Raw genomic sequence first — 11,673 nt, 5'->3', positions numbered from 1 at the left:
GGACGCTGCCGGTGTGACGGACAGCGAGGGGTGAGCGACGGCGTGCCGGGCGGCGGTACGGACGCGGGCGCCGGCCTCCGCTGCGCCGCGCAGCAGGCCTCGGCGGTCGGCCTCGGCGAGGCCCTGCGGGGTGTCGAGCAGCGATTCGTCCAGCATGGGCGGCAGCCTCCGATCGCCGGGGGTGCTGTGCGGGGTGGGTCCTTCACGGGGGCGCGGGTGAGCGCCTTGTCGCTACGAGGTGACGGGCCTCGTCACGCGGGGCGGCGGGCCTCGTCCACGAGCAGGACCGGGATGCCGTCGCGGACGGGGTAGGCGAGGCCGCAGTCCTGGCCGGTGCAGATCAGCTCGGTGTCCTGCTCCTTGAGGGGGGCGTGGCAGGCCGGGCAGGCGAGGATCTCCAGGAGACCGGCTTCGAGCGGCATGGGGTGTCCCTTCGAGGGCGGGTGCGTGTCTGTGGTCGTGCCTGGTCAGCGTACCGCTGGTGAACGGGCCGGGCCGGGCCGCGGGCGCCGCCCAGGGGGCTCGCGCCCCCTGGGTCCCGGCTCGTGGGGCCTGGGTGTCAGGCCCTGATGATCGCCAGTGCCTCGTCCCTGACCTTGGTCATCGTCGCCTCGTCCTTCGCCTCGGCGTTCAGGCGGAGGAGGGGCTCGGTGTTGGAGGGGCGGACGTTGAACCACCAGTCGGCGGCGGCGACGGTGAGGCCGTCGAGCTCGTCCAGGGTGACGTCGGCACGGCCCTCGTACGCGGCGCGGATCGCGGCGAGGCGGGCGGCCTGGTCGGCCACGGTGGAGTTGATCTCGCCGGAGCCCGTGTAGCGGTCGTACTGGGCGACGAGGGCGGACAGCGGGCCCTCCTGGCCGCCGAGGGCCGCGAGGACGTGCAGGGCGGCCAGCATGCCCGTGTCGGCGTTCCAGAAGTCCTTGAAGTAGTAGTGGGCGGAGTGCTCGCCGCCGAAGATCGCGCCGGTGCGGGCCATCTCCGCCTTGATGAAGGAGTGGCCGACGCGAGTGCGGACGGGGGAGCCGCCGTTCTCGCGGACGACCTCCGGGACCGTGCGGGAGGTGATCAGGTTGTGGATGATCGTGCCCTCCCCGCCGTTGCGCGCCAGTTCGCGGGCGGCGACCAGGGCGGTGATCGCGGACGGGGAGACCGGGTCGCCGTTCTCGTCCACGACGAAGCAGCGGTCGGCGTCGCCGTCGAAGGCGATGCCGAGGTCGGCGCCCTCCAGCGGGACCCGCTTCTGCAGGTCCACGAGGTTGGCCGGGTCGAGCGGGTTGGCCTCGTGGTTCGGGAAGGTGCCGTCCAGCTCGAAGTACATCGGGACGAGGGTCAGGGGCAGACCGGCGAAGACCGTGGGGACCGTGTGGCCGCCCATGCCGTTGCCGGCGTCGACCACGACCTTCAGGGGGCGGATGGTGGTGAGGTCGACCAGGGAGCGCAGGTGCGCCGCGTAATCCGTCAACGTCTCGCGGGAGGTGAGGGTTCCCGGCTCGGCGACCGGCTCGGGGGCGCCCGACTCCAGCCACCGCTCGACCAGTTCGCGGATCTGGGAGAGGCCGGTGTCCTGGCCGACCGGGGCGGCGCCGGCGCGGCACAGCTTGATGCCGTTGTACTGGGCCGGGTTGTGGGAGGCGGTGAACATCGCGCCCGGCAGGTTCAGCGCGCCCGAGGCGTAGTACAGCTGGTCCGTGGAGCACAGGCCGATCTCGGTGACGTCCACGCCGCGCTCCGCCGCGCCGCGCGCGAAGGCGCGGGTGAGGCCGGGGGACGAGGGCCGCATGTCATGGCCGACGACGATCGCCGCCGCACCCGTCACTTCAGCGAAGGCGGCGCCGAAGAGCACGGCCAGTGACTCGTCCCACTGGTCCGGAACCACTCCCCGTACGTCGTACGCCTTCACGATCTGCGACAGATCAGCAGCCACGGCCAACCCTCCTGAAAGTCCTATGGGTGCCCACAAACTACCCGTCCGGGGTAAGGGCGAGGTGTGCGGACACCAGGAGGACGCGCAGTCGTAACCGAGTGGGGCCGGCCGGCGGGGGTGGCTCAGTTGTCCGGGGAGCGCAGGACCCGCAGATGGCCGCGGCGGGCGACCTCCATGGGATCCGCCGTACGGCCTCCGCCGCCGCCCGCCTCTGCGACGCGCTCCTGGGGGCGGGCCGCCTCGCGCACGGCGTTCGCCAGCGCTTCGAGATCGTCTCCGCTGGGGCGGGCGGGAGCCGAGCTGTCGAGGAGGCGGACGACCTCCCAGCCGCGCGGGGCGGTGAGGCGCTCGGAGTGCTCGGCGCACAGGTCGTAGCAGTGGGGTTCGGCGTAGGTGGCGAGCGGGCCGAGGACCGCGGTCGAGTCGGCGTAGACGTACGTCAGCGTCGCGACGGCGGGTCGACCGCAGGCGGTGCGCGAACAGCGACGTACAGGGCTCACGATGTTGGACGGTACCGCACTCTTGAGCGGGCCGCGACGACTCTCCACCAGGTCACTCCACCGTGTCGTGCTGTGAGACGACCCACACGCCCCTCCGAACAAGCCCTGCTGACCTGCGTGGATGGTGTCTCGGTGGGTCTTGGGCGGGCCAGTGTCCGGTCATGTCTCGGCACAAACGACGTCAATTGCCTTGAGTTCGGCGGTCTTGGAGGGTTACGGAAACGAGCCATACCTTGGCCGGAACGGTCATCCTGCGACACGGGGTGGCCGGTGGCCGGTCGGCGCGTGGGGCCGGGCGGGCGGAGCGTGCGGGGACTACGCTTCACCGGTGATGGACAACCGTGTACCGCCCCGTGCCGCCGGCCCCGGGCCCCGTCGCCGTGATCGTCACGGGCGGGGCATGCGGGGGCCGATCGCGCCGCCGCAGGTGCCCCTGGCCGCCAGCCGTGCGGAGGTGTTCGCGGACCTGGTGCAGGACTCCGTGGAACGGCTCGAGCGGCGGTGGCCGCAACTGGCCGACATCGATTTCCTCGTGCTGGAGGTGCCCCGGCTGGACGGGCCGGGTGAGCCCGTGGGGTGGAGCGACGAGGCCGTGCCGCTCGGGGGGATCGTCCCCGCGCGTGACGGGCGGCGGGCGCGGGTGGTCGTGTACCGGCGGCCGGTGGAGATCCGGACCAAGGGCCGGGACGAGCGGGCGGCGCTGGTGCACGAGGTGGTCGTGGAGCAGGTGGCCGAGTTGCTGGGACTGACTCCGGAGACGGTGGATCCGCGGTACGGGGAGGACTAGGGCCCGCTTGTACGCGCCGGCGGGGAGCCTCACCCCTGCGGGGTGCCTCCGGCCACGGGGACGGGCGCCGGCGCGAGCGGTGTGGCTGCCCGCGGCGGTGTACGCCCCGCCCCCTGTCGCCGCCGCTACTGGAGGATCGACAGGTCCTCGTTCGTCTCGGGCACGGCTACCAGGCCCCGGTCGTTGGGGAGGGTCTGGACGGTGAATCCGGGGACGTCCGCTTCGGTGGCCGCGAGGGTGCGGGAGGCGTAGACGGGACCGCCGGAGAGGGGCTCGACCGTGAGGGCGTAGGTGCCGTTCAGCCCGGAGGGGACCAGGGCGTCGATGTTCTGGGTGGTTCCGGACTTGATCGTGTAGGTCTTGGACACCGCCGTACCGCCGTCGCTGCCCGCCGAGGCGGTGACCTTGACCTGGGCCGTGGCGGTGGGGGCCGTCAGGGCGAGGGTCGTGCCCTTGGCGCTGTTGTCGGCCGACGTCGCGCGCGTGCCGACGGGGGCGGTGGCCGGGATGAAGGCCGTCTCCTGGTTCGCGCCCTTGCCCCGGACCACGCGCAGCGCGGCGACGACCGGGACCGCCTGGTCGGTGGGGGTGAGGACCAGGGAACCCGCCTCGCCCCGGGTCACCGCGCCGAGGTCGGTCGAGGTCGTCATGCCGGACTTCACGTGCAGGGTCTCGTTCCCCGCCGGGGTGATCAGACCGCCGGGCGAGGCGAGGCGGATCTTGAGGTCGGCGTCGGCGTCGCCGGGCGTGAAGGCGATCAGGCTGACGTCGGTGGCGTCCTTGGGGATGCCGGGCAGCACCAGGCTGCCCGCCGGGTCGGCGGCCGCGGCAAGCCAGTCGCCGCCCGCCTTGTCGTCCAACGCCTGCACGGTCGCGCCGACCCGCCCGCTGCGCACGCTGACGTGCACGGTCAGGTCGCTCTGCCGGACGTCGGTGAGGGTGGACAGCAGGATCGGCTTGCTCGCGTGCGGGTTGACCGTGAGGTTCTCCCCCAGCGGCGACTTGATCGCGCCGTCCTTGCCGTACAGCTCGATGTCGACGACGGCGGCGGAGTCGTCGGGGTTGGTCAGGTGCACGTAGTCGGTGCGGCCGGTGGCCGTGCTGGCGCCCGGGAACCAGAACTCGGTGTCCGCGGGCGTGCAGTTGACGCCCTGGAGGCCGCGTCCGGTGCCGGCGGCCACCTCGGTGGTCTCCTGCACGGTCCAGCCCGGCGCGAACTTTCCGTCGGCGGTGCCGATGAGCGCGGGCGCGTCCGCCCCGGAGGTGTCACCGGTGACCGGCGTACCGGGTTCCTTGGGGGTGAGCACCGGCTGGCCGGCCTTCTTCTTGGTGCCCTTGCCCTGCGGGGAACCGCTCGCGCCGCCCGCCGAGTCCTGCGTGGCCGGCTGGAGCTGGGCCTTGCCGCCGCTCGCGGCGCCCTCGGTGGCGGGCGTGAACGAGGTGTACGACGTGTTCGCGATGTCCGAGATGCTCGGCGCCGGGCAGAGCAGGCTGGTGCGCTCCACGGGCAGTTGAGCGGCGGCCTTGGGGGCGGGGGCGCCGGACGCGGACGGGGTGTCGAGCGTGGCGAACCCCGTGACGGCGGCCAGCGCGGCCGTGCAGGCGATCAGGGACAGGGTGGTGCGCTTCACTGCTGGCTCCCGTCGGGGCGCTCGCTGCCGGTGCCGTGGGCGTGCTGGGCGGGGTCGTAGCCCTGCTGGGCGGGGTCGTACGCCGGGTCGTAGGGCTGCTGCTGGTACGCCGCCGGGTCGTAGGGCATCTGGTCGGCGGTGCCGCCGTAGGCGTACGGGTCGTACGAGGCCGTCTGGTAGGGATCGGCCTGGTACGCCTGCTGGTCGTAGCCGGTCGCCTGGTAGGCGTCGGTGCCGTAACCGGCGTACTGGGCGTCCGTGTAGGAGCCCGCGTCCCACTCGTCGTACGACTGCTGGTGCGGTACCGCGGCCGGGGTCTCCTCCGGCGCCGGCGGTGCCTCGGGCTGTTCCGCGGCGGCCTCCTCCTCGGCCTGGGCGCGCAGCCGGCGGGCGCGGCGGCCCTCGCCCGCGGTGGCCTGGGCGGGCAGGGGCTCCTCCTCGGGAAGGTCGTCGTCGACGTCGCGGCGGCGGCCGGGCAGGGCGAGGACGACCAGGACGACGGCGAGCGCGCCCTGCGCCCACAGCCAGGCGGTGTGGGTTACCGGGGCGGCGTAGGTGACGTCGAGCCGGCCGCCGGACGCCGGGAGCTGGAAGCCCTGGGCCCAGCCGTCGACGGTGGTGCGGGTGAGGGGCTTGCCGTCGAGGGTGGCCGTCCAGCCGGGGGCGGCGCTGTCCGCGAGGCGCAGGACGCGGCCGTCGGAGCCGGAGGGGACCGTGGTGTGGATCTCGACCGGTCCGGCGGCGACCGGCTGGGCGGTGCCGGAGCCGCCGGCGGGCTCGATGGCGGCGCGGGACACCTCCTGGTCGACACGCCACAGGGCGCTGCCGTCCTGCTGGCTGAGCCGCGTCAGGCCGGGGGTGGCGTCGAGGACGCGGGTGAAGTCGCGGGGCGCGCCCTTGTGGACGAGGACGTAGCGCACGGCGAAGCCGCCGAGTTGGTTCGCCTGGTCGGCGCCGGAGCCGGCTACGAGGTTGGCGACGACCTTGTCGAGCCGTGCGTTCTCGCCGTCGGCGGCGGTCAGTTCGGCGTCCCCCATGCGAGCGCCGGAGCCGCGGACCAGCGTGTAGCGCACGCGGGCGGCGGAGTCGCTGTCGAGCACGAGGGTGCGGGCCCGGTCGCCGGTGCTGGAGTCCTCGGCGACGAACGCGGGCACCTGGGTCGGGTCGCGGCGCTCCACCGGACCGTCGGCGCCGCGGAGCATCCAGCCGGCGGCGACGACCAGCGGGCCGGCGGCCGCGGCGAAGGCGATCAGCGCGGCGACGGGCTGGCGCCAGCCGAAGCTCTGCTCGGCCACACGCGCGCGTGCGCCGTCGGCGCCGAGGGCGGCGGCGGCCAGCAGGGCGATGCCGTAGACGAGGGTGGCCGGGCCGGCCCAGGCGGACCGGTTGGACAGGACGGCGAAGACGAGGCCCACCAGGGCGACGGCCCAGGCGGTGCGGATGCCCAACTGCCGTTCGGAGCGCAGCAGTGCGGCGAGGGCCGCGAGCACGATGCCGATGAGCAGCAGGCCGTTCAGGGTGCCGGGGCCGCCCGGGCCGGCGCCGAGCAGGCCGAGCGCGGAGGCGGCCGAGGCGCCGTACGGCAGGCCCGCTTCCTTGAAGAAGCCCATCGGGAGCAGGGTCAGCGACCAGGGGGCGAGGACCAGCAGCGGGGTGCCGAGCTGGACGAGGAAGCGCAGGCCGTGCGCGAGGAGGTCGGAGCGGCGCAGGACGAGCACGCCGAGGCCGAGGACCAGCGCGACGGGCCAGACGATGGGCGTGAAGGCGGTGGTGACGGTCAGCAGCAGCGCGTACGCCCAGGTGGCGCGCCAGCTGCCCCGAGCGCCGGTGCGGCTGGTGAGGCCGCTCGCGGCGACGCCCGCGCGCGCGATGAGCGGCAGCAGCACGGCGAGGACGGCGGTGCCGATGCGGCCGCCGGCCAGCGCGCCGGTGACGGCGGGCAGGAAGGCGTAGGCGATGGCCGCCCAGGCCCGCAGCAGCCGGGAGCTGACCAGGGGCCGGGAGGCGAAGTAGGCGGTGAACCCGGCGAGCGGCACCGAGCCGACCAGCAGGGCGGTGACCGCGAGTCCGGTGGAGCCGAACAGGATCGAGGCGAGGGTCGCCAGGACGGCGAGGTAGGGCGGCGCGGCCGGGGTGCCGCCGGCGCCCACGGGCTGCCATGCCTCCGTGTAGCGGGACCACAGGTCGCCGGCGCCGGCCGGGGCGGGCAGCAGGGCGCCGCCCGTGAGCGCGCCGCTGCCGAGCAGGGCGCGGCAGGCGACCAGGGAGATGGCCAGGAGCACGAGGAAGAGCACCGGTCCGGGCCTGCGGGCGATCCGCTTGAGCCGGGCGAACTGCTCGACCTCCAGGAAGTCGGCGTCGTCGCCGCCGGGCCCGGACTCCACGGCGCCGCCGTGCCGGCCGGCGGAGGAGGTGTCGGTGTCGGAGCCTCGGGTGAAGTTGCCCGCGAACTGCTCCACGGCGGCCCGGACGGTGGCGCCGGGCGGTGGGAGGAGCTGGCGCAGTTCGCCCTTGTCGATCTGCGAGCGGCCGCGGCGGTGCCGGGCGGCGATGATCCGCTCGGGCCGCAGCAGGACGCTCAGCAGGCCGCGGATCTCGTCGACGGCCTGGCCGGGGACCTTGCCGACGAGGTAGGCGAGGGTCCTGAGGAAGGTGCCGAAGACGAGCCGGAGCAGCACCCACGGCAGGGCGCCGCCACGGGTGTTGGCGAGCAGGGTGTAGACGGCGCCGGCCTTGTCGACCTTGTGCGGGGAGGCGGTGGTGCGGCCCGCGCAGTCGACGGTGCGGCGCTCGCGGGAGGCGGCCTCGGCGTGCCGTACGACCGCCTCGGGGGCGATCAGCACACGGTGGCCGGCCCTGTGGGCGCGCCAGCACAGGTCGACGTCGTCACGCATCAGGGGCAGCCGGCGGTCGAAGCCGCCGAGCTGTTCGAAGACGTCGCGGCGGATGAGCATGCCGGCGCTGGAGACGGACAGAACGGTGCGGACGTGGTCGTGCTGGCCCTGGTCCTGTTCGCGGCGGTCCAGGCCGGTCCAGCGGCGGCCGGAGTTGGCGATGGAGACGCCGATCTCCAGCAGTTGCCGGCGGTCGTACCAGCCGCGCAGCTTGGGGCCGACGACCGCGACGTCGTCGCGGCCCAGTTCGATCTCGTTCTCGACGACCCGGAGCAGCTGGGCGAGGGCGTCGGGCTCGGGGGCGCAGTCGTCGTGCAGCAGCCAGAGCCACTGGACGGGCTCGCCGTGTGGCAGTTCGGGCAGGTCGTAGGCGTCGTCGCGCCAGCTGCGCGTGACGGGGTCCCAGCCGCTGGGCCGCCTGAGGTACGGCAGGTCGTCCGGGGTGAGGACGGGCGCGGTGCGGCTCGCCTCCTCGACGGCCTGGCCGAAGCCGGTGCGACGGGCGAGGTGGAGCACGTTGGCGTCGCCGAGGGCGCCGGTGAGCAGCTGGGCGGAGTCGTCCGCGCTGCCGGTGTCGGCGGCCACCGCGTGCTGGACGGGGCGCTCCTGGCCGAGCAGCCCGGCGAGCGCGTCGGGCAGCCAGCGGGCGCCGTCGTGGGAGACGAGGACCGCGGTCACCACATGACGCGGGAACTCAGGTGTGGCGGCGCCGTCTTGGGCTGCCGTATGGCTGTGCACGGACATCGAGGTGCGGGCCCCGGTTCGATGGACTGCGGTGGACGCCTGTGCCCTCTCGTGCGCCGAGGGGACAGCGGGGCGTCTCGGACGAGCGACCACACTATCGGCTGACCATGACGACGGCCCGCCGCCTGTGGATAACCCACCCGCGACGGGCCGTTCGTGCAGTTTGTGTGGTTACGTGTGTTCAGACGGCGGCCTTCTTGAGGCGGCGGCGCTCCCGCTCGGACAGTCCGCCCCAGATGCCGAAGCGCTCGTCGTTGGCGAGGGCGTACTCGAGGCACTCGGAGCGGACCTCGCAGGCGAGGCAGACCTTCTTCGCCTCCCTGGTGGAGCCGCCCTTCTCGGGGAAGAAGGACTCGGGGTCGGTCTGGGCGCACAGCGCGCGCTCCTGCCAGCCGAGTTCCTCGTCCGCGTCGTCGACCAGCAGTTGCTGCACCAGCTCGGTCATGTGCGCCCCTCGTCTGTCTTTCACGTCCCCGTGCGTAGCCGTTACCGATTTCGGCTGAACGACACGAGTGAAATTACAAGTGTGCTGCTCCGGGCGAGTCAAGCCGAGATCTGCTATTGAGCCCGTTATTCACTCTGCGGAACCAAGCCCGAGCGGAAAGTGTTCAAATCGCCATAAACCCTGACACACAGACGAGACCCCTTGAGGGGCGTCGGACCCGTACGGATCTCTGTACGGAGAAGGACGCCCTGGCGTTCGATCGCGTTCCGCGAGGCTTGCGCGCTCGGTTGTGCCCCATGTGTCCTGACATCCCGGTGAGCAAACCTTTCACCTGGGAGATGAACCGGATGAGGTGAAACATGTCCCACATACCGGGCCCCGAGTTGACACTGCGCGTGTGAACCGATGTCCTAGTGGGCATGTTCGCGAACTTGGCGCCCACCTCGACCCGCACCGCCGGGTCCCACGGTGCCGCCCGCGCGCGCTGTAGCTGTTGTTGCTGTTCCAGCTGTTGAGCCGAGCCCGCTCCGGCTGTTCCCGAGTCCATCCCGGCTCGGTCGCGTTCCCCCTTCGTGATCCCTCACCCAGGGCACCCCGCCCGCTCGTGACCCGGGCGGACCGACGCGCCACCCAGCTCCGGCCCCTCTTTCTCCCGCCGAGGAACCCGCACCCCGATGAACAGCGACAACGACCTCCAGATCGCAGGCGACATCCTCGAAGTCCCGCACCTGCTCCAGCCGCCGCGGGAGCACCCGGCCACCGTCGCCGAGTTCGTGGGCCTCGCCCGCGCGATCGCCGCCGACCGCCCCCAGTGGGCGCACCTCGTCCGCTACGACGCCACCACTCGCTGGTACCACCGGCTGCGCACCGGCCCCGGTTACGAGGTGTGGCTGCTGTCCTGGGTGCCGGGGCAGGGCAGCGGGCCGCACGACCACGGCCGCTCCTCCGGTGTCCTCACCGTCCTGGAGGGCACCCTCACCGAGCGCACCCGGCGCGGCACGCGCGCGCTGGAGCCCGGCGCGCAGCGGGTGTTCGCACCGGGCTACGTGCACGAGGTCGTCAACGACACGCTGGAGCCGGCGGTCAGCCTGCACGTGTACCACCCGGGCCTCACCGAGATGCCGATGCACGCCTCCCCGCACTGCGAGGCGCGCACCGAGCCGCCCGCGGTGCGCGCCTGACGCCCCGACTGCTCCGGACTGCCCCGGACTGCCTCCGTCCGCTTCGATCCGCCCCGGTCCGGCGCCCTGACTGCCCGACGCGTTGTCGTACCCGCCTGCAAGACTGGGGCCCATGCGCATTGTGGTTCTGGCAGGCGGCATCGGCGGTGCCCGGTTCCTGCGCGGTCTGAAGCGGGCCGCGCCGGACGCCGACGTCACGGTGATCGGCAACACCGGCGACGACATCCATCTCTTCGGGCTGAAGGTCTGCCCGGACCTGGACACGGTGATGTACACGCTCGGCGGCGGCATCAACGAGGAGCAGGGCTGGGGGCGGGCCGACGAGACCTTCCACCTCAAGGAGGAACTGGCGGCCTACGGGGCCGGGCCGGAGTGGTTCGGGCTCGGCGACCGGGACTTCGCCACCCACATCGTGCGGACGCAGATGCTCGCCGCCGGCTATCCGCTCAGCGCGGTGACCGAGGCGCTGTGCGACCGCTGGAAGCCCGGCGTGAGGCTGATCCCGATGTCCGACGACCGCGTCGAGACGCACGTGGCGGTGGAGACCGACGGCGAGCGGCGGGCCGTCCACTTCCAGGAGTACTGGGTGAGGCTGCGCGCCTCCGTCCCCGCCCAGGCGATCGTGCCGGTCGGCGCCGAGCAGGCGAAGCCGGCGCCGGGTGTCCTGGAGGCGATCGCCGGGGCCGACGTCATCCTCTTCCCGCCGTCCAACCCGGTCGTGTCCATCGGCACGATCCTCGCCGTCCCCGGCATCCGGGAGGCGATCGCGGACGCGGGCGTGCCGGTGGTCGGCCTTTCCCCCATCGTCGGGGACGCGCCCGTGCGCGGGATGGCCGACAAGGTGCTCGCCGCGGTCGGCGTCGAGTCCACGGCCGCCGCGGTCGCCGAGCACTACGGCTCGGGCCTGCTGGACGGCTGGCTGGTCGACACCGTGGACGCGGGGGCGGTCGAGCGGGTCGAGGCCGACGGCATCCGCTGCCGGGCCGTACCGCTGATGATGACCGACGTGGACGCGACCGCGCAGATGGCCCGGGAGGCGCTGGCGCTCGCCGAGGAGGTGCGGGGAGCGTGACCGAGGAGCGCCCGCAGTACCGGGTCTGGGCCCCGTCCGGCATTCCCGAGGTGCAGGCGGGCGACGACCTCGCGAAACTGATCGCCGCCGCCGAACCCGCCCTGGCCGACGGGGACGTGGTGATCGTCACCTCCAAGATCGTCTCCAAGGCCGAGGGCCGGATCGTGCGGGCGGACGACCGGGAGGCCGCGATCGACGCCGAGACGGTGCGGGTGGTGGCCCGCCGCGGCACGCTCCGGATCGTCGAGAACCGGCAGGGCCTTGTCATGGCCGCCGCCGGGGTCGACGCCTCCAACACCCCGCGGGGCACCGTGCTGTTGCTGCCCGAGGACCCGGACGCGTCCGCGGGCGCGATCCGCGACGGCCTGCGCGACGCCCTCGGGGTCGACGTCGGTGTCGTCGTCACCAGACCCCCCAAAGCGTGCAATGCTGAGATTCCGCCCATAGTGCACCACACTTGGACGGAAGGAGCCTTCCCCGGACTCCTTGTCCTAT

10 protein-coding genes are annotated in these 11,673 nt (G+C 73.4%); 4 read left to right on the top strand and 6 right to left on the bottom strand.

The genetic code is table 11. From position 1 onward, the window contains the following. Nucleotides 1–251: 251 nt before the first annotated feature. The 3 genes from ACWEN3_RS30245 to ACWEN3_RS30235 form a co-directional block, all read right to left on the bottom strand. A complete protein-coding gene (locus tag ACWEN3_RS30245; RefSeq protein WP_007382472.1) occupies nucleotides 252–422 on the bottom strand; it encodes a Trm112 family protein in 171 nt (56 codons plus the stop codon). Nucleotides 423–559: 137 nt separating this feature from the next. Then, complete coding sequence (locus tag ACWEN3_RS30240; RefSeq protein WP_452977027.1) at nucleotides 560–1,924, bottom strand: phosphomannomutase/phosphoglucomutase; 1,365 nt, start codon at nucleotides 1,922–1,924, stop codon at nucleotides 560–562. Between the two features lie 122 nt (nucleotides 1,925–2,046). Beyond that, a complete protein-coding gene (locus ACWEN3_RS30235; protein WP_452977025.1) occupies nucleotides 2,047–2,472 on the bottom strand; it encodes a DUF3499 domain-containing protein in 426 nt (141 codons plus the stop codon). Between the two features lie 352 nt (nucleotides 2,473–2,824). On the opposite strand from ACWEN3_RS30235, the gene ACWEN3_RS30230 reads away from it, so the two are divergent. After that, nucleotides 2,825–3,211, top strand: a complete 387-nt coding sequence (locus ACWEN3_RS30230; RefSeq protein WP_452977023.1) for a metallopeptidase family protein — start codon at nucleotides 2,825–2,827, stop codon at nucleotides 3,209–3,211. Nucleotides 3,212–3,336: 125 nt separating this feature from the next. Here the strand turns inward: ACWEN3_RS30230 and ACWEN3_RS30225 are convergent, their stop codons facing one another. The 3 genes from ACWEN3_RS30225 to ACWEN3_RS30215 form a co-directional block, all read right to left on the bottom strand. Further along, on the bottom strand, nucleotides 3,337–4,842 hold the full coding sequence (locus ACWEN3_RS30225; RefSeq protein WP_452977021.1) for a DUF5719 family protein: 1,506 nt from the start codon (nucleotides 4,840–4,842) through the stop codon (nucleotides 3,337–3,339). Continuing rightward, nucleotides 4,839–8,480 carry a glycosyltransferase family 2 protein gene (locus ACWEN3_RS30220; RefSeq protein WP_452977019.1) on the bottom strand — a complete coding sequence of 1,214 codons (3,642 nt, stop codon included), beginning with the start codon at nucleotides 8,478–8,480 and terminating at the stop codon, nucleotides 4,839–4,841. Before ACWEN3_RS30220 ends, ACWEN3_RS30225 begins: the two co-directional genes overlap by 4 nt. Nucleotides 8,481–8,661: 181 nt before the next feature. Further along, the gene (locus tag ACWEN3_RS30215; RefSeq protein ID WP_003975777.1) at nucleotides 8,662–8,925 is read right to left on the bottom strand and encodes a WhiB family transcriptional regulator; all 264 of its coding nucleotides are present in this window, start codon (nucleotides 8,923–8,925) and stop codon (nucleotides 8,662–8,664) included. Between the two features lie 674 nt (nucleotides 8,926–9,599). Between ACWEN3_RS30215 and ACWEN3_RS30210 the strand changes: the two genes are divergently transcribed. The 3 genes from ACWEN3_RS30210 to ACWEN3_RS30200 all read left to right on the top strand — a co-directional run. Then, nucleotides 9,600–10,106 (top strand): cysteine dioxygenase, encoded by a 507-nt coding sequence (locus ACWEN3_RS30210; protein WP_452977018.1) that lies wholly within the window; start codon nucleotides 9,600–9,602, stop codon nucleotides 10,104–10,106. Between the two features lie 112 nt (nucleotides 10,107–10,218). After that, nucleotides 10,219–11,178 carry a 2-phospho-L-lactate transferase gene (cofD, locus tag ACWEN3_RS30205; protein WP_452977016.1) on the top strand — a complete coding sequence of 320 codons (960 nt, stop codon included), beginning with the start codon at nucleotides 10,219–10,221 and terminating at the stop codon, nucleotides 11,176–11,178. Continuing rightward, the coding region (locus tag ACWEN3_RS30200) for a coenzyme F420-0:L-glutamate ligase (protein WP_452977013.1) at nucleotides 11,175–11,673 on the top strand (499 nt) is incomplete at its 3' end. The genes cofD and ACWEN3_RS30200, both read left to right, overlap by 4 nt.

Source organism: Streptomyces sp. NPDC004561, assembly GCF_053602155.1.
The sequence above is the reverse complement of the archived record's forward strand: the minus strand, read 5'-3'. Positions and strand labels throughout refer to the sequence as shown.